The sequence below is a fragment of the Ochrobactrum sp. RH2CCR150 genome, assembly GCA_014138095.1.
Classification (GTDB): Bacteria; Pseudomonadota; Alphaproteobacteria; order Rhizobiales; family Rhizobiaceae; genus Brucella; species Brucella gambitense.
This window is the reverse complement of the sequence record JACGXE010000008.1, coordinates 30270-56799: the sequence shown is the minus strand read 5'-3', so window position 1 is coordinate 56799 and position 26530 is coordinate 30270. Positions and strand designations below refer to the sequence as shown.

Genomic DNA, 26530 nt, shown 5'->3' with positions numbered 1-26530 from the left:
TTACCGCGCGTTATGCGATGTTTTTGGCCTGTCTTTGCGGCGTTTGCCACAATCGACCTCTATAGCCGTGTTTCTGCCGTATTTTGCCATCAAGGCCTAAAAACAGAATGGCAGCCGGAAAACGCCGGTTGCATTTGGTCTCAAGACAATATTAACCATACTTCTTGAGCCTGCATTAACCTCGATATGATTATTGGTTGGTTACGCAGGAACATCAAATCTTAAGGAGCCTCGGCCCATGCGCCGCATCCAGTCGATTGCACGTAGCCCGATCGCTATTGCCCTTTTCATGTCGCTCGCCGTCGCCGGTTGCGCATCCAAGAAGAATCTCCCGAACAATGCCGGTGATCTCGGCCTCGGCGGTGCAGGCGCGGCAACGCCCGGCTCGGCGCAGGACTTCACGGTCAATGTCGGCGACCGCATCTTCTTCGATCTCGACTCGTCGCTGATCCGCGGAGACGCACAGCAGACGCTTTCGAAGCAGGCCCAGTGGCTGCAGCGTTACCCGCAGTATTCGATCACCGTCGAAGGTCATGCTGACGAACGCGGTACGCGGGAATACAACCTCGCTCTTGGCCAGCGTCGCGCTGCCGCCACCCGCGACTTCCTTGCTTCGCGTGGCGTGCCGACCAACCGTATGCGCACCATCTCGTATGGTAACGAACGTCCGGTTGCAGTTTGCGATGCCGACTCGTGCTGGTCGCAGAACCGCCGTGCAGTCACCGTTCTCAACGGCGCAGGCAGCTAATAGCTGGCTATTGTATTTGCAAACGCACAACAGCGTTGCAGGAAAAGCGGCCTTCGGGCCGCTTTTTTCGTTTTCATGTCTGTTGATCAGGCATTTCGACAAACTTTGGCCGAAGTCGCCCCTGTCATAGTGGGAACGATTAAGGGAAAGCATCTTTGCTTTTCACGGATTTGCTCTAAAAGCGGAACTGGCCGTGCGGTATGGCATGTTCAGCAAGCATTCAGGCGCGGCACTCGATCATCCTGTTCATTGTAAACTCGCAGGGGCAATAGGGAATGAGGACAACAATGAGGAAAGTGACACTGGCAATTGCCATGCTGCCGCTTTTGGCGAGTGCTCCGGTTTTGGCGCAGACTGGCGATCCGGGTGCAAACCAGTATTCGCAACAGGTGTGCAATCTCGCACATCAGAACGCGCAGTCTTACAGCAAGATTTTGCAGCTCCGCGACAAGATGGTGAAAATCCATCGCGATAACGAAGCTCGTTTTCAGGCTCTCGAAAAGGGTAAGGGCGGCGGACAGAATCGCGTCAGCGTCGGCTCGACCGCAATTCTTGATGACGCCATGCGTGGTGGCGGCGCTTCAGCGCAGAATGGCGGCTACCAGAGCGCCGGCATGATGCAGGAGCTGGTGCGCAACCTCACCGGCAAGATCGAGGATGTGGACGCCCAGATCGCATTTACCGACAATCAGCTGCAAAAATCGCAGGAAGACAACGAATTCCGCTTCGAGGAACTCGAAAAGAAGAATGGTGTCGCATCACCGGCTGCAAACAAGGCTGGCCAGCCTGCCGCTGCTCCGGCTCCGGGTGCTGATCTTTGCGCACAGGGTGCAGGCGATGCTGCCAGCATGGCCGATACGCTTGGCATGCGTGCCGAGGCCATGAACTTCCAGATCCTCGAAATGCAGGATCAGATGCAGAAAATGCAGGAAGAGTATGAGCAGCGCTTCCAGTTCCTGGAAACCGGCAAGCGTGCCGACACGAGCGACCGCAACGGTGGTGGTGCAGGCGATGGCAGTGCTCTCGCCAGCGCCGGTTCACCGGACACCATGGGCCAGAACACCTATGATGGTGGCGCTACTGGTAATCCCGATGCCGGGGTTTCCGCAGATATCGGTCAGGACGGTTCCATCTCGGACCGGACGCCGGCACAGGAAGCACCGCAGAGTGCACAATCGGGCGCAGTTGGCGCCGATTCTCTTGCCACTGGTTCTGGCGTCTTGACGCAGGGTGGGCCCCAGCGCGGCGAGCCGCCGCAGACACTGGGCTCCATCCGGTTTGATTCCAGTGGCAATGTAATCGGCGAATCGCTCAATACCGCACCGCGCCCGGTCGAACAGGGCGGTCAGCCCGGCGGTCAAGGTTCCGCTGGACAGGGCCCCTCTGGACAGGGCAACTCGCAGAACGGCACGGCTGTTGCCTCGCTGCCAATGGGCGATAATCCGAACACGCTTTATCAGGCGTCGTATCAGTATCTGATGTCGGGTGATTACAAGGCGGCTGAATCGGGTTTCCGCCAGCATGTGAAGCGCTATCCGGCTGATCCGCAGACCGCGGAAGCCCGCTTCTGGCTGGGCGAATCGCTTTACGGTCAGGGTCGCTATCCGGAAGCTGCAACCGTGTTCATCGACACGCAGCGCGACTATCCCGATTCCCGCCGTGCGCCGGAAAACATGTTCAAGCTCGGCATGACGCTTGAGAAGATGGACAATCACGACGTTGCCTGCGCGACCTTCGAGCAGATCCCGCAACGTTATCCCAAAGCGGCTCCCGCCATTCTGAAGCGTGTTGCCGAAGAACGCACACGAGTAAAGTGCTGATTGCGGAGTTATTTCGTGGGGCTTTCCCCGACTGATATTTTTAAACCTTTTCAACTGGATCAAGCAAAGGCCGTTATTGCGGCCGTTTCCGGCGGCAGCGATTCGCTGGCAATGCTCTTCCTGCTCAAGGATCATTTGGCGACACTCGATCCTCGTCCTGCACTTCTCGCAGTGACCATCGATCATCGCTTGCGTGCCGAATCAGCCGACGAGGCTGAAAATGTCGGCGCGCTGTGCCGTGAGCACGGTATCGCGCACCGCATTCTGGCGTGGGACGATCCCAAGCCGTCGCAGGGGCTGGCCGCAGCGGCGCGCAGCGCGCGCTACCGGCTTCTGGTTCAGGCTGCGCATGAAGCGGATGCGGCTGTGATCGTGACGGGCCATACGCAGGATGACCAGATCGAGACTTTCCTGATGCGCAAGGAGCGCAGCCACCACGCCGAGGCGAGGGGGCTTGCCGCCATGGCGCCGCAATCATGGCTGGAAGGCTCAGTGCAACTGATCCGCCCGCTGCTTTCGGTTTCACGGCAGGCCTTGCGGGATGAACTGACGGCGAAAGGTCTTCGCTGGGTTGATGATCCGAGCAACGCCAATACAGACTATGAACGTCCCCGTGTCCGGCAAGGCGCTGCCGCCGATGCCGATCCGCAGATCGTTCTGGCGCAGGTGGCTCTGGCGAGTGCGGCACGCAAGCGTGACAATGCTGCTCTTGTTGCGGCCTTGGCCGATCCCGTAAGTCTGCAAGTGGATGATTGCGACCGGATGGAAATCGATCCGGCCATTTACGCCGCTTTGCCGGAAACGGTCCGGCGACTCTTTTCCGGCCTCGTGGCTTCGCTGGCAGGCGGACGTCGATTCCTGCCCGGCGATGCCGAGCGCTTGCGCATCGAACGCATTCTGTCGGGTGATGCGGAGCAGGAAAGCCAGAAACACGAAAGCCGAAAACACGAAAGATTGACTATTTTTGGCGCGCTGATCGAGCGTGGAGCCAAGGGTCTGCCACATCGTTTCCGGCGGGAGCGGCGCAATTTGCCGTCGATGCCGTTGCCTGCTGGAGGCAGTTGTATCTGGGATGGACGCTTCCGCTTTTTCAATTCAGGTGAGCGCGATTTTGAAATCGCCGCGCCGGGAAGACAGGCATTGATCGATTTTCTGGCTGATTCTCCCACGTCTTTTCCAGAAAATGCTTCTGAAACCAATGCGCGCTGGCGCGAAACACTTCTGGTATTGCCCGCAATCTATGCGGATGGAAAAATTGTCTCTTTGCCATTCCTTCCCGGAGAGAATCTCCCGGCGCATATCCGCATGGAGCGGCATTTTGCGCTGTTTGACCATGTTCTGCCGGGATATGATTTCGCTCTTGCCGAGGCGATCGAGAAGCGAATTGGTCGCCAATCTTCACCAAACTCCTAATTTTTATAAACCAGAGTGGGAAGAATCTCCCATGCGGCGTGATACGCGCCTTGGCAACGCCTTCCTTCGATCCTATGTTAGATCGAAACATCGTTCCGCGATTGCGGAATGGCCGTGGTATCGATTGGACCCGATATGAATCCGAACTATCGCAACTTCGCCCTCTGGGCGATCATTGCTCTTCTTTTGATCGCGCTGTTCAACCTGTTCCAGAGCCCTGGTCAGCGCACGAATTCTCGTGAAGTTTCCTATTCGCAATTTATTGACGACGTATCCAATGGTCGCGTGAAATCGGTCACGATTACCGGCGAGCGCATCACCGGCACCTTTGCCGACAATGGCTCGACGTTCCAGACCTATTCACCTGGCGATACAGGACTGGTTTCCCGTCTTGAAGAGAAGGGTGTCGCAATTACTGCCCGTCCTGAAAGCGACGGCTCCAGTTCGTTGATCGGCATTCTTCTGTCGTGGCTGCCGATGATCCTGATCCTTGGCGTGTGGATTTTCTTCATGCGCCAGATGCAGGGCGGCTCGCGCGGTGCGATGGGCTTTGGCAAGTCGAAAGCGAAGCTTTTGACCGAAGCGCATGGCCGCGTCACTTTCCAGGACGTTGCAGGCGTTGACGAAGCCAAGCAGGATCTCGAAGAAATCGTCGAATTCCTGCGCGATCCGCAGAAGTTCCAGCGTCTCGGCGGCAAAATTCCGCGCGGTGTGCTGCTCGTTGGCCCTCCCGGTACCGGTAAGACCCTTTTGGCGCGCTCGGTTGCGGGTGAAGCCAATGTGCCGTTCTTCACCATTTCCGGTTCGGACTTCGTTGAAATGTTTGTCGGTGTCGGCGCAAGCCGTGTCCGCGACATGTTCGAGCAGGCGAAGAAGAACGCACCTTGCATCATCTTCATCGACGAAATCGACGCTGTCGGTCGTCATCGTGGCGCCGGTCTTGGCGGTGGCAATGACGAACGCGAACAGACCCTCAACCAGCTTCTTGTCGAGATGGATGGTTTCGAAGCCAACGAATCGATCATTCTGATCGCCGCGACCAATCGTCCGGACGTTCTTGATCCGGCACTTCTGCGTCCGGGTCGTTTCGACCGTCAGGTCGTTGTGCCGAACCCGGATATCGTCGGTCGCGAACAGATCCTGAAAGTGCATGTGCGCAACGTGCCGCTCGCACCGAATGTCGATCTCAAGGTTGTCGCACGCGGCACGCCGGGCTTCTCTGGTGCCGATCTCGCCAACCTCGTCAACGAAGCCGCTCTCATGGCAGCGCGCCGTAACAAGCGCCTTGTGACCATGCAGGAATTCGAGGACGCCAAGGACAAGATCATGATGGGTGCGGAACGCCGCTCCGCCATGACGCCGGAAGAAAAGGCCAATACGGCCTATCACGAGGCAGGTCACGCCATTGTTGCGCTCAATGTGCCTGCATCCGATCCGGTCCATAAGGCGACGATCATTCCGCGTGGTCGTGCGCTTGGCATGGTGATGCAGCTTCCGGAAGGCGATCGTTATTCGGCCACCTATACCTGGATGGTGTCGCGTCTTGCCATCATGATGGGCGGTCGTGTGGCTGAAGAGCTGAAATTCGGCAAGGAAAACATCACTTCCGGTGCATCTTCGGACATCCAGCAGGCAACCAAGCTTGCCCGGTCCATGGTCACCCAGTGGGGTTATTCCGACAAGCTCGGTCGTGTGGCTTACGGTGACAATCAGGAAGAAGTCTTCCTCGGTCATTCGGTGTCGCGCACGCAGAATATTTCGGAAGAAACCGCGCAGATCATTGATGCCGAAGTGCGTCGCCTGATCGACGAGGCCTATGCCGAAGCGACCCGCATCCTGACCAAGAAGAAGAAGGACTGGATTGCGCTCGCTGAAGGTCTTCTGGAATATGAAACGCTGAGCGGCGAAGAAATCAAGGCGCTGATCGCAGGCAACAAGCCGTCGCGCGATCAGGGCAATGATACGCCGTCGCGTGGTTCGGGTGTTCCGAAGGCCGGTAGCCCGCGCAAGCGCAAGAGCAGCGGCGAACCAGGCAGCGAGCCTGGTATGGAACCGCAGCCGCAATAAGCTGCTTGTTTTAAAGAGACGACGAAAGCCGGGTTTCGCCCGGCTTTCTTTTTGACTATGTCGCGGTTGGGCTTCAAACAGCCGCAAAGGCTCGGTTAACGATTTCGGTGCATGATCTGTTGAAGGTTACAACTTTAGAAGCCGGGATCGCTTCAGACCCTGCCAAAGACGAAATTGCATAGAACAGGCATTTTAGGATATTAACACTCGAAATTCGCTGTCAAAGTTGCGGGCCTGCGCGACTCTTGCGCTCTGGTTGAAATGAGCGGCATATATCGACGGCACCGGGATGGCGACGTGGCTCAACGCAAGGCTAAATATATGACACGGAAATACTTCGGAACTGACGGTATTCGCGGACAGGCGAACAGTTTCCCCATGACGCCGGATATTGCCATGAAAGTTGGTATGGCAGTGGGTCATATTTTCCGTCGTTCGGGTCATGTTTCGCGGGTGGTGATCGGCAAGGATACGCGCCGTTCAGGCTATATGCTGGAAAACGCGCTGGTTGCTGGTTTTACAGCGGCGGGCATGGATGTGTTTCTGCTCGGACCGATTCCGACGCCTGCTGTTGCCATGCTCTGCCGTTCGCTGCGCGCAGATATCGGCGTGATGATTTCGGCTTCGCACAATCCGTATTATGACAACGGGATCAAGCTGTTCGGCCCTGATGGCTTCAAGCTATCGGACGAGATCGAGATGCAGATCGAGAAGCTGATCGAGGGTGATCTGTCGTCGCTGCTGGCAAGCCATGGCGCTATCGGCAAGGCCAAGCGCGTGGACGGCGATATTTACCGCTATATCGAGTTTGCCAAGCGCACCATGCCGCGCAACATCGCGCTCAATGGTCTGCGTGTGGTGATCGATTGCGCCAATGGTGCTGGTTACAAGGTGGCTCCGGCTGCGCTCTGGGAACTTGGCGCTGAAGTCATCACCATCAATAACGAGCCAAACGGCATCAACATCAATGAGGATTGCGGTTCGACCCATCCGATTGGCCTGATGAAGAAGGTTCAGGAACTGCGCGCCGATGTCGGCATTGCGCTCGACGGCGACGCGGATCGTGTGCTTCTGGTCGATGAAACCGGATCGGTGATCGACGGTGACCAACTGATGGCGGTGATTGCCGAATCATGGGCCAATAGCGATCGGCTTACTGGTGGTGGCATTGTCGCGACCATCATGTCCAATCTTGGACTGGAGCGCTTCCTGACCGATCACAATCTGACGCTCGCCCGCACCAAGGTGGGCGACCGCTACGTGGTCGAACATATGCGCGAACATGGTTTCAATGTGGGCGGCGAACAGTCCGGCCACATCGTTCTGTCGGATTTCGCCACGACGGGTGACGGCCTGATCTCTGCCCTGCAAATCCTTGCTGTCATGCAGGAAGCCGAAAAGCCGCTCAGCGACATTTGCCGCAAGTTCGAGCCGGTGCCGCAATTGCTCAAGAATGTGCGCACCACAGGCGGCAAGCCGTTGGAAAACAAGAACGTCAAGAACGCCATCGATGAAGCGCGCGAGCGCCTTGGCGTGCAGGGCCGCCTTGTTATTCGCCCATCCGGAACCGAGCCTTTGATCCGCGTGATGGCTGAAGGCGATGATCGCGTTCTGGTTGAGAAGGTGGTCAACGATATCGTCGATGTCATCTCGTCGGTCGGCAACGCGGCTTAACCCAGTAACCATTTCGAATGATTGGAACGGCGTGTCTCCGACGCGCCGTTTTCATTTTAGCGAGGTCTAAGATTTATTAAAAAGGATCGTTAAAAAACAAGGTTAAGTTGTAATTAACCTTTCAAAATTATGTTCCCTACAGAAAGCGAGGATGGCGCTGTGGCGTCATGATATTTCAATGGGGCAGATGATGAACGGTCTTGTGAAAACTTTTTTCGGCGGCTTGGCTGCATCTGTCGCCTTGATGGCCACGGGCGCGCTGGCGGCGGATATGATCGAACCGCCAGTGGTTCCGGAAGTGGTTGTAGCGCCGCCTGCTGTTGGCGGCTGGTATCTGCGCGGTGATCTCGGCTATTCGAAGCCGAAATTCAAGGATGCGGACTATGCCACGATCGACAACTGCGAATGCGGCCCCTCGACATTCGGCAGCAACACGCTGTCGGGCGACCTGAAAGGTTCCTTCCTGATCGGCGGCGGTGTCGGCTATCAGCTGACGGATTACTTCCGCACCGATCTGACGGTTGACTACATGACCCGCTCGAAGTTCGAGGGTCATACCTACGGTTCGGCTTGTAACGATATTTCTTGCGCCTCCGACGAACGCAGCCATTTCTCGGCCCTTTCGATCCTGGCCAACGCCTATGTCGATCTCGGCAATTTCGCTGGCTTCACGCCTTATGTCGGCGCCGGTATCGGTGGAACGCGCGTGCGCTGGAACGATATCGAGGACGCACGTTACGGCGGCTCCGTGGAAGGCACAGCCAACTGGCGCTTCACCTACGCCCTCATGGCTGGTGCTTCCGTCGATCTGACGCAGAACCTCAAGCTCGATGCGGGTTATCGCTATCGCCATATCAATGGCGGCAAGATGTTCGAGGGCGGTCAGTATCTCGGCGACGGTTACGACAAGGGCATGGACGTCCACGACGTCCGCGTCGGCCTGCGTTATATGTTCGGCGGATCGAGCGCGCCTTACGCGCCGCAGCAGGTTTCGACCATTGTAGACGGCCCCGTCTACAAGTAAGACACCTCCGTTATCTGATCGTCAAAGGCCCGGTTTTCCGGGCCTTTTTCTTTGCGACATTTCTTAAATATCTCCCGATTTTTATCAGGCATTAACCATAGGCGTTCATAATTGAGACTATTCTTATGAGCGGGGATCTCATCATGTTTGCGAAGTGGCGTGCTCTCAACCTGTCGGTTGTTGCTCTGGCGGGTTTCAGCGTTGCATCCGTTGCCTCTGCGGCCGATCTCGATGCCGTTGGTTACGAACCTGTGGTCGAAGCACAGCCAGTCGAAGTCGGCTCCGGCTGGTATCTGCGCGGCGATCTTGGCTACAATGCTTCTTCGAAAACCGGACTTACGGCCAGAGACCAGTTTGGGAACGGCGTCTCGGAAAGCTTCGATCTGGACAAGAATTTCGTGCCTTCGGTCGGTATCGGTTATCAGTTCACCGATTATCTGCGCGCCGACGTGACCGGCAGCTATTCCAAGCAGGATCTGGATGGTTTCCCTGCCGAAGCCCGTATCTGGGACATGATGGCGAACGGCTATGTGGACCTCGGCAATTTCGCCGGATTCACGCCTTATCTCGGCGGCGGTCTTGGCTTTGCCAATGTGCGCTACAGCTTCGACACGGGCGCTGGCGACTTCAAGTCCGACGACGACTATCGCTTTGCCTGGGCGCTGATGGCAGGTGTCGGCATCGACGTTGCGTCGAACATCAAGCTCGATCTCGGCTATCGTTATGGTGTCATCAGCAGTGGCGATGTTGTCAGCGGCAACGGCATTACGATCAGCGACAAGGATATCAAGTCGCATCAGCTGCGCGCCGGTATCCGCTTCACGACCTGGTAAACCATCGCGCCGGAGAATAATTGAAGATGGGCCCTTACGGGCCCTTTTTCTGTTCTTGCAAGACGGTTCTACGGCTTGCGCCTTCTTGCTAGATTTCCGGGTAAAATATTCCCGAAAAGCCATGTTGTGGAAAAATGCGCTTTCCGCTATTCCCATGAGTGGGCCACGTCTCCCCACCGAGACGCGTGCTATCTGAGAGGATAGAAACAACATGACGACGATTGCGAAGCCGGCAGTTCGCCCGGCTAACCCTAATTTTTCATCCGGTCCCTGTGCAAAACGTCCCGGCTGGTCGCTCAATGCGCTGGTCGATGCCGCTCTTGGCCGTTCGCATCGCGCGAAAATCGGCAAGACCAAGCTGAAGGACGCCATCGACCTTACCCGCGAAATCCTGCAGGTGCCTGCCGATTACCGTATCGGCATCGTTCCGGCATCCGATACCGGCGCTGTGGAAATGGCGCTGTGGTCCATGCTCGGCGCGCGTGGCGTCGATATGGTCGCGTGGGAAAGCTTCGGTTCGGGCTGGGTGACGGATGTGACCAAGCAGCTCAAGCTCGAAGATGTGCGCACCTTCACAGCACCTTACGGCGAGATTGTCGATTTTTCGCAGGTCGATTTCGACCGCGATGTGGTCTTCACCTGGAACGGCACCACGTCTGGCGCGCGCGTTCCGAACGCCGATTTCATCCCGGCTGATCGCAAGGGCCTGACCTTCTGCGATGCAACCTCTGCGGCTTTTGCGCAGCGTCTGGATTTCACGAAGCTCGATGTCGTCACCTTCTCCTGGCAGAAGGTTCTGGGCGGCGAAGGCGCGCATGGCATGCTGATCCTCAGCCCACGTGCGGTCGAGCGTCTGGAAAGCTACAAGCCTGCATGGCCGCTGCCCAAGATTTTCCGCATGACTTCCGGCGGCAAGTTGATCGAAGGCATCTTCGTCGGCGAAACCATCAACACGCCATCCATGCTCTGCGTGGAAGACTATCTCGACGCGCTCAACTGGGCGAAGTCGATTGGCGGTCTTGACGGGCTTGTCGGACGTGCCGACAGCAACTTTGCCGTTCTGGACGCCTTCGTGGCCAAGACGCCATGGATCGCCAATCTGGCCGCCAAACCAGAAAATCGCTCCAACACCTCCGTGTGCCTCACCATCGTCGATCCCGAAGTGACGGCGCTTCCTGCCGAAGCTCAGGCGGCTTTTGCCAAGGGCATCGTCACGGCGCTGGAAAAAGAGGGCGTCGCCTATGACATTGGTGCTTATCGTGATGCGCCTTCGGGCCTGCGTATCTGGGCCGGTGCGACGGTTGAAACGTCCGATCTGGAAGCGCTGACCCATTGGCTCGACTGGGCTTTTGAAGCGCAGAAAGCTGCACTCAAGGCTGCTGCCTGAGGCGCGCTCCTGCTTAGGCCGTGGCTGGCCATCGGTTAGGCCACGGCTCGCATTACCCAATATTTGCAGCATTTCGCATGAGCCAGAATGAGCCAAATGCGTTGCGCATCGGCAAGCTCATTGCTTGAAATGCTTGGTCAGGACATGTTCGAGCACATCCCGAAAAGTGTGAAACGATTTTCGGACAAGATGTGCGTAAAACAAAAGGAGGCCCAAATGGCACCTCGCGTTCTCGTATCCGATAAGCTTTCACCCACTGCCGTCCAGATTTTCAAGGATCGCGGTGTTGAAGTCGATTACTTGCCCGATCTCGGCAAGGATAAGGAAAAGCTTCTCGAAGTCATCGGTCAGTATGATGGTCTGGCAATTCGTTCGGCCACCAAGGTCACGGAAAAGCTGATCGCTGCTGCCAAAAATCTCAAGGTTGTCGGTCGCGCCGGTATCGGTGTGGACAATGTCGATATCCCGGCTGCATCGCGTCGCGGTATCATCGTGATGAACACGCCGTTCGGCAATTCGATCACCACGGCAGAACATGCCATTGCGCTGATGTTCGCCGTAGCGCGGCAGTTGCCGGAAGCCGATGCTTCCACCCGCGCAGGCAAGTGGGAAAAGAACCGCTTCATGGGTGTGGAAATCACCGGCAAGACGCTCGGTGTCGTCGGTTGCGGCAATATCGGTTCGATTGTCGCCACGCGCGGCATCGGCCTCAAGATGCATGTTGTTGCTTTCGATCCGTTCCTGTCGGAAGCACGCGCTCAGGAGCTGGGCGTGGAGAAAGTGGAGCTGGACGAGCTGCTCGCCCGCGCCGATTTCATCACGCTGCACACGCCGCTGACCGACAAGACCCGCAATCTCATCAATGCGGAAAGCCTTGCGAAGACCAAGCCGGGCGTTCGCATCGTCAATTGCGCCCGCGGCGGTTTGATCGTCGAAAAGGACCTCATTGCCGCGCTGAAATCAGGCCATGTGGCTGGGGCCGGTATCGACGTCTACGAAGTCGAGCCTGCGACGGAGAATGAACTTTTCTCCCTGCCAAATGTCGTTTGCACGCCGCATCTGGGCGCATCGACCTCGGAAGCGCAGGAAAATGTCGCCCTTCAGGTGGCCGAGCAAATGTCGGACTATCTGGTCAAGGGTGCGGTTTCCAACGCCATCAACATGCCGTCGATCACTGCTGAAGAAGCGCCGCGTTTGCGCCCGTTTGTGAAGCTCGCGGAAGTTCTCGGCGCTTTTGTCGGTCAGGTGACCGATGAGCCGATCGAGGAAGTGGAAGTGCTGTTCGACGGCTCGACCTCCGGCATGAACACGCGCGCGCTTTTGAGTGCCGCTCTGGCGGGTCTCATTCGTCCACAGGTTGCCGACGTCAACATGGTTTCGGCACCAATCATGGTGAAGGAACGCGGCATCATCGTTTCGGAAGTAAGGCGCGACAAGTCCGGCATATTTGACGGCTATATCAAGCTGACCGTCCGCACGACGCTGCGCGAGCGCTCCATCGCCGGAACCTGCTTCTCGGACGGCAAGCCGCGTTTCATCCAGATCAAGGGAATCAATCTCGATGCCGAGGTCGGTCCGCACATGCTCTACGTCACCAACAAGGACGTTCCAGGCATGATCGGCCTGCTGGGCACGATCTGCGGCAAGCACAATATCAACATCGCAAATTTCTCGCTTGGACGCGACCATCCCGGTGGTGACGCCATTGCCATGCTCTATGTGGATGAACAGATTCCGCATGCGGCACTTGACGAAGTGATAGCTCAGGAGGCAATCAAGGCGGCAACACCGCTTGAGTTCAACGTCGGAGAAGTTTGAAAACATGACTGAAGAGATGGCACAGCCGGAATGGCGGCGCATGCACGAGCAGGATATCGAGCGCGTGACTGTGGTAGCCAATGTGGTCCATCTCGACTTTTTCGAGGATGAGGCGGTCTTCAGGGACCGCTTCAAGCTCTACCCGGCGGGATGTTTCGTCTATGCCCGTGACACCGACATTCTGGGCTATGGCATCAGCCATCCCTGGAAACTCGATACGGTTCCCGCGCTGAATTCCGTTCTCGGCGAATTGCCGGAAGATACCAGCACCTATTATATCCACGACATCGCGCTTTTGCCCGCTGCCCGCTCTGCAGGTGCTGCCACGCGCGTGCTGGAACTGATGGCCGCCCAGGCCGAGACCGACGGCTTTTTCACCATGTCGCTTGTGGCAGTGAATAATTCCGAAGGTTTCTGGGAAAAGAAGGGCTTCGTCTCCCGCGACCTGCCAGCACTGGAAGAAAAGCTGAAAAGCTATTCGGATGATGCCGTTTATATGGTGAGAGCAGGGTAGCTCGTAGATATTCCGCTTCTGACGGTCTGCAAATGGCGTGATTTTTCACTTCCGGTGCTCATGTACCCAAAAGTACATTCCGCTCCGGTTCTCAAATGGCACCATTTTCGCCTCGTCACAAACGGAATCTCAAGCGACCGAAGCGCCTCTTCTGTCCACGGTGTTCTCAAAAATCGTGATTTTTTTGCACGAAAGAGTCGCGCAGCAAAGATTCTCTCTGTATAGAGACGAGGGATCAGCACCCCGTGAACCTTTCGGGGAAGCTTGCGATCCTTGGGCTATCAACGGCCAATAGTTAGTTTTACGCATTTCCGAACGCAAAACCGCTTCGCACTTTTGCTGGAAATGCTTCATGCCGACCGAGGAGTTTTCTTAAATGGCAAATGTGGTTGTCGTCGGGTCGCAATGGGGCGACGAGGGCAAGGGTAAGATCGTGGACTGGCTGTCCGAACGCGCCGATGTCATCGTGCGCTATCAGGGCGGTCATAATGCCGGTCATACGCTTGTTATCGATGGCGTCAGCTACAAGCTTTCGCTGCTTCCGTCCGGTCTGGTGCGCGGCAAACTCAGCGTCATCGGCAATGGCGTTGTTGTCGATCCGCATCATTTCGTCTCTGAAGTCGCGAAGCTGCGCGCACAGGGCATCGAGATTTCTCCGGACGTTTTGCGCATTGCGGAAAATGCACCGCTCATTCTGTCGATCCACCGCGATCTCGACGCCATGCGCGAAGGTTCCAATTCGGGCCTGAAGATCGGCACCACCAAGCGCGGCATTGGTCCTGCTTACGAAGACAAGGTCGGGCGTCGCGCTATCCGCGTCATCGATCTGGCTGAGCCGGAAACGCTGGAGCCAAAGGTCGAGCGTCTGCTGTCGCACCACAATCTACTGCGTCGCGGTATGGGCCTCGAGGAAATCGCCGTTGAGACGATCCTCAAGGAACTGACCTCGGTTGCCCATGAAATCCTGCCTTATATCGATCAGGTCTGGCGCGTGCTCGACGAGCGCCGCAAGGCTGGCGACCGCATCCTGTTCGAAGGTGCACAGGGCGCTCTGCTCGACAACGACCACGGCACCTATCCGTTCGTGACCTCGTCCAACACCGTCGCCGGTCAGGCTGCTGCCGGTTCGGGCCTTGGACCGACGGCGATCGGCTATGTGCTGGGCATCACCAAGGCTTACACCACCCGCGTTGGCGAAGGTCCGTTCCCGACGGAACTCCACGATGAAATCGGCGAATTCCTTGGCACCAAGGGCCATGAATTCGGCGTCGTGACGGGCCGCAAGCGCCGCTGCGGCTGGTTCGATGCCGTGATCGTGCGCCAGACGGTTCGCACTTCCGGCATCACCGGCATCGCGCTGACCAAACTCGATGTTCTCGATGGTCTGGATGAAATCAAGATCTGCGTTGCCTATGAACTCGATGGCAAGCGCATCGACTATCTGCCGTCCTCCATGGGCGCGCAGGCTCGCGTCAAGCCGATCTATGAAACGCTGCCGGGCTGGTCAGAAACGACTGCAGGTGCACGTTCGTGGAACGATCTTCCGGCGCAGGCTGTCAAATATGTTCGCCACATCGAAGAACTGATCGGCGCTCCGGTGGCCATGCTGTCCACCAGCCCGGAACGCGAGGATACCATCCTCGTCACCGATCCGTTCCAGGATTGATCGTTTCAAGATCGCGCTATTGATCAACCCGAAGCAGTTTTGCATAAACTGCTTCGGGTTTTCAGTTTTTGAGCGTTGCAGTGGTGTCCGGTGGTTCAGATTGGCCAGAAAATGCTCCAAGCTTTGTCAAATCTGCCGCTATTTCGCCTCATCGTTTTGAAAAGCTTCGCTTAATTACTGCCAGACACTTTGCTTTCCCTTGATTATTGTGATTATTGGGACATTTAATTGCATCCAGTGCTTGTGGTATCTGAACGGGCGATAAACCGGGTAAGACGGAATGGCGGATTTTGTAGCTGTACTGAAAAAGACGATCGATGCGCAGGCGGACAAATCGCCTGAATTGCGCCAGCGCGTTTACGCGAAGGCGCGCGCAACGATCGAGCAGAAGCTTGTGACGGCAAATGCCTCGCAAGCTGTGGCGGTACGCCAGCGCAATATTCTCGAAGACGCGATTGCCGAAGTCGAAGCCTTTTATGCGCCTCCCGCTGCTGCAGCAGCAGCCCCTGATCCGGTCAATGATGCGCTGGAAGATTTTCTGCAGGAAGCGAATCAGGGTGTAAGCGCGTCGCGTGCTCATCACGAGGACGATGACGACAGCACTTTTACGGCTGCACCAGCGGCAGAGCGTCTGGCGCGCGCGTCCGAGCATGATGAAAATGCCTCGTTCAGCGCAGAACGCAGCGGCGACTGGAAAATCGACCGTGCCAAGGAAAAGGCGCAAGCGCGCCGCAGTGAGTATATCGAGCGCAGCACCGTCAAGGAAAAACGCTCCTATAAAGGCCTGATCGCCGGTCTTGTTGCTCTGCTTGTTCTGGGCGGCGCTGGTTATGGCGTCTGGGCCAACAAGGACAAGATTCAGGAACTCGCATCGAGCCTCGGGCGCAACGATGCGCCGTCGACCCCGGCTGCGAGCGGCGGCGACAGCAATGCGACACCGCAAGCCCAGACACCGCCTCCGGCTGATAGCCATGCGGCAGACAATGACGCCACCCCACCTGCTGAACAGCAGACGCAGCAACCGGCTGGCGAGCAGAAACTTACCCAGCGTTTGATGCCGGATGGCAGCGAGACCGATGAAGGTCCGGCTGGCGGTGCGGCTGGTCTCGGCGAAGGCAAGTCCACGGCTGCGTCTACGCCTTCCGGTTCTCAAGCTGGCTCGCAATCTGGCGCTCCGGCGACGCCGGGCGAACAGACGCCGGCTTCGCAGCAGGCTGTGGCTGTCGGCCAGCAGGCGTTGCTTTATGAAGAGCGCGGCGGCACGGAATCCGGTTCGGTAGAAAAGGGTAACGTTGTCTGGTCGGTCATTCAGGAAAGCCCGGGTGACGGTCAGCCGGAAGAACCGGCGGTGCGCGGCACGGTGACGATGCCGACAAGCAATGTTGAGCTGAAAATGACGATCCGCAAGAATACGGATCAGTCTATTCCGGCCAGCCATCTGATAGAAATGGTATTCACCGTACCGGAAGGCTTCTCGGGCGGCGTGATCGACAATGTCCAGCGCATCACCTTCAAGGATACGGAGCAGGCGGCGGGCAATCCGTTGATCGCGGTTCCATCCAAGATCGCGGATAATTTCTTCATCATCTGGCTCAACGATGCCCGCACGGCGCAGGACACAAATTTGTCGCTGATGCGCCGTCTGCAATGGATCGATATTCCGGTATCCTATCGCAATGGTCGCCGCGCGCTCATCAGCCTTGAAAAGGGTGTTCCGGGCGAGAAAGCCTTCACCGACGTTCTGGGCGCCAACTAAAGTACCGTTATTACAATGAAAAAAGGCCGCGTGAGCGGCCTTTTTGTTTGCAGATGGGGACATCCCGAAGTTCTCGCGATGCTTCCTAGAAAATAACTGCTTATTTCTTGTTCTTTTCCGCGAAAGCCTTGATGGCTCCGGCAACTTCATTCTGTGCGGCTTCAGCTTTATCGAAACCATTCAACTCCACAGTTTTGCGCCCTTCTGGGAGCTGCTTGTAGACGCGGAAGAAAGCCTGCAGACGCTGCTGCTCGATCTGCGGCAGGTCGCCGATTTCCTTGATATTATCGTAGGTCGGATCGATATCCGAAGTCGGTACGGCTACGATCTTGTCATCCTGTTCGCCGCCGTCGATCATCTTCAGTACGCCAATCGGACGAACCTTGATGATGGCGCCCGGTACGATCGGCTCACGCGTGTAAACGAGCGCATCAAGCGGATCGCCGTCGCCTGCAAACGTGCTGGTGATCGAGCCGTAATTGGCCGGATAGACAACAGGCATCGACTGATAACGGTCAACAACGATATGGCCGGTCTTGTCGTCGATTTCGTATTTGGTGAAGCTGCCCTGTGGGATTTCGATGGCCGTGAAGAATTCCTTCCCGTCCTGTTCCTTCTGCGGATAGTCGAGATAGGAAACATAGTCGGAAGCAGATGCGGCAGTGGCAGCGGTCAAGGCGAGGGCTGCGGCAAGCAGGAGCTTTTTCATGGGATGTCCTTTAGGCATCGGTGAAACACGCTTTGTGCCTAAAGGCCTTCCATTGCAGTTATTTGAAGCTTTTGTTGCGGTTGGATGACGGTTCCGCGAGAAACCGCCTGCGATATTCCACGGGGCTGATGCCGATCTTCTGCCGGAAATGATGGCGCAGCGTGTATGCGCTGCCAAAGCCCACGGAAGCGGCGATATCGTCCACATTGGCCGGGCTCTGGCAGAGCAGTTGCTTGGCGGTCGTCACCCGTTCGGCAACCAGCCAGTCGCCGGGTGTGGTGGCGGTCGCCTCCGCAAAACGCCGCAGAAAAGTGCGGGCGCTCATACGGCATTCGCTGGCCATCCGTTCGATGGTCCATTCCGAGGCGAGGTTGCTTCGGATCCGGTCGAGGAGGGGACTGATTTCGGTGCCTTCGCGTTTGGCCACGGGTCTTTCGAGAAACTGTGCCTGTCCGCCCGTGCGATGGGCTGGCATGACCAGACGGCGGGCGACGGAATTGGCAGCCACAGGTCCAAAGTCCTGCCGCACGATTTCGATCAGCAGGTCCATCCCGGCGGCACTTCCGGCAGAAGTCAAAATGCGATCATGCTCGCGATAGAGCGATGCATCATCGACCGCGACACTCGGGTGCCTGTCGCGCAAGGCTTGCGCATAGCGCCAATGGGTCGTGGCTTCCCCTCCATCGAGCAGACCTGTCGCTGTCAGCACGAATGCGCCGGAACAGATCGAAGCCAGTCGCGCGCCACGTTGATGCGCGCGCCGCAGTCTTTCGCAGATCGCTTCGGGCACGGGAATATCCGCGCCTTTCCAGCCTGGCACGATAATGATGTCGGCCTCGTCGATCAGTTCCGGCCCATGGTCCGGCGTGATGACGAAGCCGCCATGCGCGCGCAGGGGGCCGTCCTCAATCGGGCAGCTGGCAAAACGGTACCAGTCCGGTCCCATTTCCGGGCGCGACAAGCCGAAGATTTCGGCGACGATGCCGAATTCGAATGTGCAGAGGCCGTCGTAGAGAAGAGCTACGACCAGCGGGCCGGTGAGATGAGGTTTCAGGTTTGTCATGATCTTTACGTATATTGTCAATCGCGCCAATTGCAAGTGCGAGGTTATTCGAGCGAAAAGTACGGCGAATACAACAGGAGATCGCCATGACCATTGCTAGGAAGACTGCGGCCAAATCCGCCGTTACTGCCATAGAAGCTGCACCAAGTGCGGTGGCGCGTGAACATTTTGCCGCGCAATTCGCCTTCGAGACGGATTGCTGGGATGTGCATGATGCGCTTTCAAAGAGTGCAGATTTCGTGCTGCTCGACGTGCGCGGCCCGAGCCTGTTTGCAAAAGGGCATATTCCGGGCGCGATCAACCTGCCGCATGGCAAGATTATCGGTTCGAAAATGGCGGAATGGCCGCAAGAGACGGTGTTTGTCACCTATTGCGCGGGGCCGCATTGCAATGGCGCGGCGCGTGGTGCGGTACGGCTTGCCAACCTTGGCAGACCGGTCAAGGTCATGGCTGGCGGGATAACCGGCTGGATCGATGAGGGATTTGCGCTCGAGACCGGGGAGGCGGGGGAATAGCCTCGTCCAGAAACAAGTCTGCCGCAGGGTGCTTCAGGCAACCTGCGGCAGAAAAAAGTTCAGTTTGTTCAGGCTTTAAGCGTGAGCAGGTTCGACGTGGTTCAGTGCCTTTTGCTGCTTGAATGCGGCAGCCTTGACGGCAGCCTGCACTTTTTCAAAGGCACGAACTTCGATCTGACGCACGCGTTCGCGGCTGATGCCGAATTCACTGGAAAGGTCTTCCAGCGTCATCGGATCGTCGGAAAGGCGGCGGGCTTCGAAGATACGACGCTCGCGATCATTCAGCGTGTCCATGGCCTGTTCAAGCATCGAGCGGCGGTTTTCCAGCTCGTCCTGTTCGATCAGAACCTGTTCCTGGCTGTTGCTGTCATCGACCAGCCAGTCCTGCCATTCGCCGGATTCACCTTCGCTCGCACGCAGGGGCGCATTGAGCGAGGCGTCACCCGACAGACGGCGGTTCATGGAAACCACTTCGTCTTCGCTGACATTCAGCTTCGTCGCGATCTGCTTGACCTGATCCGGGCGGAGATCGCCATCATCGAGCGCCTGGATCTTGCTCTTCATCTTGCGCAGATTGAAGAACAGGCGCTTCTGGTTGGCGGTCGTGCCCATCTTCACAAGGCTCCACGAGCGCAGGATATATTCCTGGATCGAAGCCTTGATCCACCACATGGCATAGGTGGCAAGACGGAAACCGCGTTCCGGTTCGAAACGCTTGACGGCCTGCATCAGGCCGACATTGCCCTCGGAAATGACCTCGCCAATGGGCAGGCCATAGCCGCGATACCCCATGGCGATCTTCGCCACGAGACGCAGATGGCTCGTCACCAGCTTGTGGGCGGCTTTCGGATCGGCATGTTCATGATAACGCTTGGCCAGCATATATTCTTCTTGCGGCTCAAGCATCGGAAAACGGCGAATTTCTTCCAGATAACGGGTAAGGCCACCGTCGCCGGACGTAATGCTCGGGAGATTCATCTGGGCCATAGAGCACCCTCCTTTATAATTTCAGGTTCCCATTTGGCGAACCTGTCGCGGGGGCTGCCTCCTGCACTTCCCTCACGCGAGCCTCCATATATAGGCATGATTTTGGCGAAAACACGATCCTTTAACTCATGAAACAATCTGTCACTGCAATGTGAACGCTGGTCTGCGTGAAAAGTTGCAGACGCATTTTGTAAAGCGCGCTGGATTTGACTGTTTCTGACGATCCAGGCGCAGTTTTGACATCAACTGCACCCGGATTGGTGTTGGCCGGTTTTCCAGTTCGCTTCAAAGTCCATGTTTACACGCACTGCGATGCGAGGAAGAACCGGGAGACCTGACAGTATTATATGGAGTGCGCGCGGAAATTTTCCAGTAGGTGCTCCATATCTTCGGGCACCGGCGCTTCAAATCGCATCAATTCATCGGTTGCGGGATGCGTGAAGGCGAGAAGCCAGGCGTGAAGCGCCTGCCTGTGAAAGCCGTTTACCGCCTCCTTCAGCGGTTCCGGTAGTTTGTTCGCCTTGGTCTTGTAGGCGCTGCCATAATCCATGTCGCCGACCAGCGGATGGCCAATATGGGCCATATGGACGCGAATCTGGTGCGTGCGGCCGGTTTCAAGACGGCACTCCACCAGAGAAGCCAGCGCAGTGGCATCCTCTCGAGGGCCGAATTTCTCCATCGTCGTGTAATGGGTGACGGCGTGGCGCGCGTCTTCGCGCTCTTCATTCACCACGGCCTGCTTTGTGCGGTCGCGATGCGAGCGTCCGAGGTGCGCATCGATGACGCCCTGCGGGCGTTCGGTCATGCCCCAGACGAGGGCGAGATAAGCGCGCTCCAGATCGCCGGTGCGGCCATGGTCGGCAAATTGCTCGCTCAAATGCCGATGCGAACGGTCATTCTTCGCCACGACCATGACGCCGCTCGTATCCTTGTCGAGACGGTGAACAATGCCCGGACGGCGGATTCCGCCTATGCCGGACAAGCTATCGCCACAATGATATATAAGGGCATTGACAAGCGTTCCCGTCCAATTGCCGTTGCCGGGGTGAACGACAAGACCAGCAGGCTTGTTGATCACGATGAGATCATCGTCCTCGTAAAGAATATCGAGGGGAATGTTCTCGCCTTGCGGTTCGGCAGGTTCAGGCTCGGGCAGCACGATGGCGATCTTCATGCCTTCGCGCAGCTTCTGCTTGGTTTCACGAGCAGGTTCACCGTCGATGGTCACATGACCTTCGGCAATCAGGGACTGAACGCGACTGCGGGAGAGTTCCGGCCCTAATGCTGCGGCCAGCCACTGGTCCAATCTTTTGCCCGCAGCATCAGTGTCGGCAATTAGTTCTTTCAATTGTCTCTTCCCTTCGTTATCACGCGCCACGGGTGCATGAACCGGAGTCATTTAATGCAGGATCCACACTATCCGCGATACCAGAATCAGCAGGATTCAGGATATCAGGACTATCAGCAGGGCTATTATCAGGACGAACAACCGTCCGAGCCAGTGCTTGATCCGGCTATGGAACGTGTGCGCCGCAAGATGATCCGGCTTCTGGCCGTTTCCATCGGCGTTATGCTGATCGGTCTTATGGCCGTGCTCGCCGCCGTTGTCTACAAGATCAATCGCGCGCCCGAAACCCCTGCCACGCAGGAAGCGCGCTCGGATATTCCAGGTCAGGCCGCAGCGCAGCCTGTGAAGCCGGAACCGCCGAAGCTGATCGAGTCGCAGATCAACCTCGTTCCGGGCACGCGCCTCCTGTCGCAGAGCTTGTCCGGCGATCAGCTTTCGCTGGAAACGCTTTTGCCCGACGGCGGCACTGAACTCATCATTTACGATTATCGCGAATCCCGCGTGATCGGCCGCATCAAGCTTGGCAGCGTCGAGTAAGATCGGGGTGCATTGCACATTTAAACAGGCGGCCAGTGGCCGCCTTTTTACATTCCCGGATTGCGCTTTTCTGTAAGGGCGATTATATCAGCCAACAACAGACCCTATGCGCCCATCGTCTAGCGGTTAGGACGGCGCCCTCTCACGGCGCAAACAGGGGTTCGATTCCCCTTGGGCGTACCAGTCATTTCCGACATAGTTTTCCGATGGGCTCAAACTGCAGCAACAGCAGCGGTTCGACGCAGGTCCGTCTGAATGTGAACGCGCTCTGGTGGAGCTATTCCTTGCCGCGCAATTCTTCAACAACCAGCAATATGACAGCTGGCAGAATGACCATGACGAAAAATGACGTCAGCCCAACATTGAACCAGTACATGGTAGCCCCTTCGCGCCCGAAATGCGAAAAGTTGTCTCTCATACTCAAGTTTAAATTGCAAGGTGCTCAGTAAGTTGTTTCTGCGTGGGGTGCCAAAGAGTAGGGGTAAAATGGGTTGGGGAGATCGGTTTTATTCCAGTTGCGAAAATTTGCAACTGGCGGCGTGAAGGTGCATAATCGGGGCATGAGCGAACGATATAAGAAGCCCGATTACGAACAGGAACTGCGACAGGCCGGTGTGCGCATAACGCGCCCGCGCAGGATTATCCTGAACATTCTGACCGAAACGGAAGACCATCCGGATGCGCTGGAGATTTTCCGCAGGGCGGTCGAGATCGATAGCAGCATTTCGCTGTCGACCGTTTATCGCACCATGAAACTTCTGGAAGAGCGCGGCGCGATCCACCGTCACGCTTTCGCCGGAGGTCCTTCGCGTTTCGAACAGGCAAGCGCCGCGCATCACGACCATATCATCGATATGGATTCGGGCGACGTGGTCGAATTTCGCTCCGACAAGATTGAAAAATTGCAGGAAGAAATCGCCCGGTCGCTCGGCTATGAGATCGTTCATCACCGTCTTGAACTTTATTGCAAAAAAATAAAATCCTGACGGAACCAATTTTCGGTGGTCGCGTTCTTGATGCATGAAGGTCGTGACCCCGCCCCCCAACACGGTCTTCACAGTTCGCCCCAACTCCCCCAAAGGGTGGACGGCGTGAACGCCGCGCAAACGGTGAACCGTTGTGCCAGCAGGCGTCTCGCTCATTTTAATAAGCCGTCATGGTTCGCCCATGGCGGCTTTTATTTGGTCGAAACGGCGGATTGGAAATTCAGGAATCGAATTGTTCGGCAGGGATGGTCAGTGAATAGACTGCGCCGGTGCCATCGATTCGGTATTGTGCTTGCCCGTTGACCGAGGCGGGGACAATACGCTGCAGGACCGCGCTGCCGAATCGCGGGTCGTGCTGGTAGACTTCCGGCATGGCCGGATTGGTTTCTTCCCACCGAAAAACCAGCTTCTCTTCTTCGTTTTCAGCCCGGATAACATGCGCGGAGATCGCCACACGGCCGTAAGGTATGGAAAGCCCGCCAAACGATGTGGCGTTGACCACGAGTTCATGGAGCGCGAGGCCCACATGAAGTGCTGCACCGGGGAACAGATACGGATTGTCGCCCTCGAGACTCAGGCGTTCATCTGTGACATCGATATATTTTTCCACTTGGGAATGGACAAGCTCGCGGAAGAGCGCGCCGCGCCAGTTGGAATCGGTCACCAGATCCTGCGAATAGGACAGTGACTGGATGCGTCCGCGGAATTTCAGCAGAAAATCATCGATCGTATCGGTGAAACGTGCCGTCTGGCTGGCGATGCTCTGCACGATGGCCAGCATGTTCTTGGACCGGTGGCTGACTTCGCGCAACAGGGTTTTCAACACCTGCTCGCGACGTTTCAGCTCGCTGATTTCAAGCGCCGTTGTTACCAGACCGAGCAGATTGCCGTCTGTATCGCGGTCACAATCGATATGCAATTCGATCCAGTGGATCTTGTTGCCATCCATGATGGAAAGTTCGACATTTTGCGCTGTCATGGTTTCAAGCGCAGTTTGCTTGGCAGCTTTCAATTTGGCCAATGACGTGGAAACGATGAAATCCTCATCGGTGCCGCCGGCTTTCCAGGTTTTTTGCCAATAGGATGGAAGATTTTCGCCCCACGCATAGGCCAGATCGGGGCGTTGATAGAGTACGCAGACATTGCTGTTACGAACAGCCCGAAGGAGCGCGCGCAGACGGGCTGCATCCGGTTCGGCTTCGCGTAATGGCAGGTCTGATGCGCTCATTATAGTCTCGATGACTGTCGATTGGCCCGGATGGCGTGTCTTGACTGAAGATCTGTGCGGCGGGGCTCATTTCGCTTCAGAAAACAAACCGCCGCGCAATTTCGCGCGACGGTATGCTGTTGATCATATCGGTACGGCCGGTTTGCGGCCAGAAACGGACCAGTTTTCAGCTGGACCTTTCGTCGGTTCATCAAGCCTTGCGGATTGCCGAAGCGATCAGCGACACCACGAGCAGGGCGAGGAACACGAAGAATAGAATCTGAGCGATACCCGCCGATGCCCCGGCAATGCCGCCAAAGCCCAGCGCACCTGCGACCAGAGCCACGACGAGAAATACGAGCGCGTAGTAAAGCATATCCAATCTCCTCTTCTGTATGTGAGGAATAAACGTCTTTGCTATGCATTCGGTTCCTGCCAGCGTTTAAAAAGGAATAATCTAAGGTTGAAGGCGGTTTTGCCTTAAGGTTGCAAGTTGGGAAATAAAATCCGCTCCGGGGAGAGGGGATTTTCCTTCTCCCGGAGACGGTCAAATTCACCGAACTTGTTGATTGCCGACCGATATCAGGCCGCGACTTGAGAGGCCTCTTCGAAAAACAGTGCCTGACTGATTAGCGCCTTCACCATGTCAGGATTGAACGGCTTGGTAACGAGGAAGGTCGGCTCAGGGCGTTCGCCGGTGAGCAGGCGTTCCGGAAAGGCAGTGATAAAGATGACAGGGATCGTATCATCCTTCAAAATCTCGTTCACAGCGTCGATGCCCGAGCTGCCATCGGCAAGCTGGATATCGGCCAGAACCATGCGCGGCTTTTCTTTTTCATAAAGCGCAACCGCCTCATCCTTTGTGCGGGCGATGCCAACGACCTCGTGGCCGAGGCTTTCGACCATCTGCTCGATGTCCATGGCGATCAGCGGTTCATCCTCGATGATCATCAGGCGGGTTGCGACCTGACGCGAGATATCCGTCGATGCAGAGGAAAGAAGACGACCCAGTTCGGCATCGTCGACATTGAGAACCTCCGCGGCTTCCTTGTCGTTGAAGCCTTCCACGGCAACCAGCAGGAAAGCCTGGCGCGGGAGAGGTGCGATATGGGCGAGATTGCGGTTTGCCCGCTGTTCCCAGCCGATCTCCGATGATTGTTCCGGTACACGAATCGATGCGGTCTTATAAAGGTCGCTAAACAGGCGGTAGAGCCCGATGCGGTCCGACGATGTATCCGGAAAAATGCTCACATCCGCGATCAGGGCTTCGAGCGCCGCAGCCACATAGGCATCGCCTGATGCCTGCGAACCGGTGAGGGCACGGGAGAAACGACGAAGATAGGGAAGGTGCGGCGCGATACGCGTCGATAACGTCATGATAATGGAACTCCTCATCTGCCGCCTTGTTTTACATTCGTATGAATCCGGCTGGAATAACCGGCTTAAACCAGCGTTTGGTCAAGCGCGATCATCACGCAATCGGGCGCGGCATTACGGACAACAACGATGCCGCTTGAAAAAAGTTCCGAAGTGACGGCATAATTTTGGGAACTTTCCTGGGGCTGGTGCATTCCCCGTCCAACAGAAGCTTTGTAACAAACAGGACAGGGCTCACCGCCTAGAACGATAGAATATGACAGAAAAAGATAACCTTCATACGAATGGCGCCACAGTATCGCGGCGCGTCCCGAAGGACATATTAGGACCCAATTGTGAAGTCGGATTGAAACTCAAGGCGTTATACGCCTCGATTCAAGATGAGACGATCCCGGACCGTTTTCTCGATCTTCTCGAAAAACTCGATCAGGCTGAACAGGAGAGTATGCGTGGACAGAGCACCCGGTCCGTCGGTTGATGGCAATGCCCCGCAGGGGCCCCAGCATGAGGGTCCGCAGGGGGCGCAGTTCAAGCGCGAGCTTTTGGCTTCGTTGCCAAGCCTGCGTGCGTTTGCCGTGTCGCTGATTGGTCAGCATGACAAGGCGGACGATCTGGTGCAGGACACCATCATGAAGGCCTGGGCCAAACAGGAAACCTTCGAGATGGGTACCAATATGAAGGCCTGGCTCTTCACCATCCTGCGCAATGAATTCTACACCCAGATGCGCAAGCGCGGACGCGAAGTGCAGGATACGGACGGCGTATTCAGCGAACAGCTCGCCGTGCATCCGTCGCAATATGGTATGCTCGACCTTCAGGATTTCCGTGCGGCTCTGGAGCAATTGCCGGATGATCAGCGCGAAGCGATCATTCTGATCGGCGCTTCAGGCTTTGCTTATGAAGAAGCGGCGGAGATTTGCGGTTGCGCTGTCGGCACAATCAAAAGCCGTGTCAGCCGTGCGCGGACCCGCCTTCAGGAAATCCTCAAGATCGAGGGTGAAGGCGATTATGGCCCCGATGCGGATTCGTCTCGCGTCACCCTGAGAAGTTTTGCCTAGCGCATCTTGCTGCCGGACGATTT

At 56.8% G+C, this 26530-nt stretch carries 24 protein-coding genes and 1 tRNA gene; 18 read left to right on the top strand and 7 right to left on the bottom strand.

Going from position 1 to position 26530, the window contains the following annotated elements; all coding sequences use genetic code 11:
- The first annotated feature begins 238 nt into the window (after positions 1-238).
- The 12 genes from pal (at position 239) to FHW03_RS16600 (ending at position 16720) form a co-directional block, all read left to right on the top strand.
- Positions 239-748 (top strand): peptidoglycan-associated lipoprotein Pal, encoded by a 510-nt coding sequence (gene pal, locus FHW03_RS16655; RefSeq protein ID WP_078339475.1) that lies wholly within the window; start codon positions 239-241, stop codon positions 746-748.
- Between the two features lie 275 nt (positions 749-1023).
- Positions 1024-2568 (top strand): tol-pal system protein YbgF, encoded by a 1545-nt coding sequence (gene ybgF, locus FHW03_RS16650; RefSeq protein ID WP_182521665.1) that lies wholly within the window; start codon positions 1024-1026, stop codon positions 2566-2568.
- A 15-nt stretch (positions 2569-2583) separates the two neighbouring features.
- Positions 2584-3981 (top strand): tRNA lysidine(34) synthetase TilS, encoded by a 1398-nt coding sequence (tilS, locus tag FHW03_RS16645; protein ID WP_182521664.1) that lies wholly within the window; start codon positions 2584-2586, stop codon positions 3979-3981.
- Positions 3982-4116: 135 nt separating this feature from the next.
- A complete protein-coding gene (gene ftsH / locus FHW03_RS16640) occupies positions 4117-6048 on the top strand; it encodes an ATP-dependent zinc metalloprotease FtsH (RefSeq protein WP_182521774.1) in 1932 nt (643 codons plus the stop codon).
- Positions 6049-6369: 321 nt separating this feature from the next.
- Positions 6370-7722 carry a phosphoglucosamine mutase gene (gene glmM, locus FHW03_RS16635; RefSeq protein WP_182521663.1) on the top strand — a complete coding sequence of 451 codons (1353 nt, stop codon included), beginning with the start codon at positions 6370-6372 and terminating at the stop codon, positions 7720-7722.
- A gap of 190 nt (positions 7723-7912) precedes the next feature.
- Entirely contained in the window at positions 7913-8746 is an 834-nt protein-coding gene (locus FHW03_RS16630) for an outer membrane protein (RefSeq protein ID WP_182521773.1), read from the top strand.
- A 143-nt stretch (positions 8747-8889) separates the two neighbouring features.
- Complete coding sequence (locus FHW03_RS16625; protein ID WP_182521662.1) at positions 8890-9579, top strand: outer membrane protein; 690 nt, start codon at positions 8890-8892, stop codon at positions 9577-9579.
- Between the two features lie 211 nt (positions 9580-9790).
- Positions 9791-10966 (top strand): phosphoserine transaminase, encoded by a 1176-nt coding sequence (locus tag FHW03_RS16620; RefSeq protein WP_182521661.1) that lies wholly within the window; start codon positions 9791-9793, stop codon positions 10964-10966.
- A 216-nt stretch (positions 10967-11182) separates the two neighbouring features.
- Positions 11183-12784, top strand: a complete 1602-nt coding sequence (gene serA, locus FHW03_RS16615; protein WP_182521660.1) for a phosphoglycerate dehydrogenase — start codon at positions 11183-11185, stop codon at positions 12782-12784.
- 4 nt (positions 12785-12788) lie between these two features.
- Positions 12789-13298, top strand: coding sequence for a GNAT family N-acetyltransferase (locus FHW03_RS16610; RefSeq protein ID WP_182521659.1), 510 nt, complete (start codon positions 12789-12791; stop codon positions 13296-13298).
- Between the two features lie 376 nt (positions 13299-13674).
- The gene (locus FHW03_RS16605) at positions 13675-14964 is read left to right on the top strand and encodes an adenylosuccinate synthase (RefSeq protein ID WP_078339467.1); all 1290 of its coding nucleotides are present in this window, start codon (positions 13675-13677) and stop codon (positions 14962-14964) included.
- A gap of 280 nt (positions 14965-15244) precedes the next feature.
- Positions 15245-16720, top strand: coding sequence for a transcriptional regulator (locus FHW03_RS16600; RefSeq protein ID WP_182521658.1), 1476 nt, complete (start codon positions 15245-15247; stop codon positions 16718-16720).
- A 100-nt stretch (positions 16721-16820) separates the two neighbouring features.
- Here FHW03_RS16600 and FHW03_RS16595 read toward each other — a convergent pair whose 3' ends face one another.
- Together FHW03_RS16595 and ftrA are read right to left on the bottom strand one after the other, a co-directional pair.
- Positions 16821-17429 carry an inorganic diphosphatase gene (locus FHW03_RS16595; RefSeq protein WP_182521657.1) on the bottom strand — a complete coding sequence of 203 codons (609 nt, stop codon included), beginning with the start codon at positions 17427-17429 and terminating at the stop codon, positions 16821-16823.
- Between the two features lie 58 nt (positions 17430-17487).
- Positions 17488-18492 (bottom strand): transcriptional regulator FtrA, encoded by a 1005-nt coding sequence (gene ftrA / locus FHW03_RS16590; protein ID WP_182521656.1) that lies wholly within the window; start codon positions 18490-18492, stop codon positions 17488-17490.
- A gap of 86 nt (positions 18493-18578) precedes the next feature.
- Between ftrA and FHW03_RS16585 the strand changes: the two genes are divergently transcribed.
- Entirely contained in the window at positions 18579-19007 is a 429-nt protein-coding gene (locus FHW03_RS16585) for a rhodanese-like domain-containing protein (protein WP_182521655.1), read from the top strand.
- A gap of 75 nt (positions 19008-19082) precedes the next feature.
- Here FHW03_RS16585 and rpoH read toward each other — a convergent pair whose 3' ends face one another.
- Both rpoH and FHW03_RS16575 read right to left on the bottom strand, forming a co-directional pair.
- Positions 19083-19994, bottom strand: a complete 912-nt coding sequence (rpoH, locus tag FHW03_RS16580; RefSeq protein WP_182521654.1) for an RNA polymerase sigma factor RpoH — start codon at positions 19992-19994, stop codon at positions 19083-19085.
- A gap of 343 nt (positions 19995-20337) precedes the next feature.
- Positions 20338-21393, bottom strand: coding sequence for an RluA family pseudouridine synthase (locus FHW03_RS16575; RefSeq protein ID WP_182521653.1), 1056 nt, complete (start codon positions 21391-21393; stop codon positions 20338-20340).
- Positions 21394-21396: 3 nt separating this feature from the next.
- Between FHW03_RS16575 and FHW03_RS16570 the strand changes: the two genes are divergently transcribed.
- The 3 genes from FHW03_RS16570 (at position 21397) to FHW03_RS16560 (ending at position 22865) form a co-directional block, all read left to right on the top strand.
- Entirely contained in the window at positions 21397-21879 is a 483-nt protein-coding gene (locus FHW03_RS16570; RefSeq protein ID WP_078339460.1) for a hypothetical protein, read from the top strand.
- Between the two features lie 108 nt (positions 21880-21987).
- Positions 21988-22062: transfer RNA gene (locus FHW03_RS16565), tRNA-Glu, on the top strand.
- Positions 22063-22439: 377 nt separating this feature from the next.
- Entirely contained in the window at positions 22440-22865 is a 426-nt protein-coding gene (locus tag FHW03_RS16560) for a Fur family transcriptional regulator (protein WP_182521652.1), read from the top strand.
- A 220-nt stretch (positions 22866-23085) separates the two neighbouring features.
- Here the strand turns inward: FHW03_RS16560 and FHW03_RS16555 are convergent, their stop codons facing one another.
- The 3 genes from FHW03_RS16555 to FHW03_RS16545 all read right to left on the bottom strand — a co-directional run bounded on the left by FHW03_RS16555 (position 23086) and on the right by FHW03_RS16545 (position 25449).
- The gene (locus FHW03_RS16555) at positions 23086-24093 is read right to left on the bottom strand and encodes a sensor histidine kinase (protein WP_182521651.1); all 1008 of its coding nucleotides are present in this window, start codon (positions 24091-24093) and stop codon (positions 23086-23088) included.
- A gap of 190 nt (positions 24094-24283) precedes the next feature.
- Positions 24284-24448: a DUF1328 domain-containing protein gene (locus FHW03_RS16550; protein ID WP_007876538.1), complete on the bottom strand. Its 165-nt coding sequence runs from the start codon at positions 24446-24448 to the stop codon at positions 24284-24286.
- A gap of 206 nt (positions 24449-24654) precedes the next feature.
- Entirely contained in the window at positions 24655-25449 is a 795-nt protein-coding gene (locus FHW03_RS16545; protein WP_182521650.1) for a response regulator, read from the bottom strand.
- Positions 25450-25705: 256 nt separating this feature from the next.
- Here FHW03_RS16545 and FHW03_RS16540 point away from each other — a divergent pair, with 256 nt between their 5' ends.
- A complete protein-coding gene (locus FHW03_RS16540) occupies positions 25706-25927 on the top strand; it encodes a NepR family anti-sigma factor (protein WP_182521649.1) in 222 nt (73 codons plus the stop codon).
- Positions 25899-26507, top strand: coding sequence for an RNA polymerase sigma factor (locus FHW03_RS16535; protein ID WP_377515037.1), 609 nt, complete (start codon positions 25899-25901; stop codon positions 26505-26507). Before FHW03_RS16540 ends, FHW03_RS16535 begins: the two co-directional genes overlap by 29 nt.
- Positions 26508-26530: the final 23 nt, after the last annotated feature.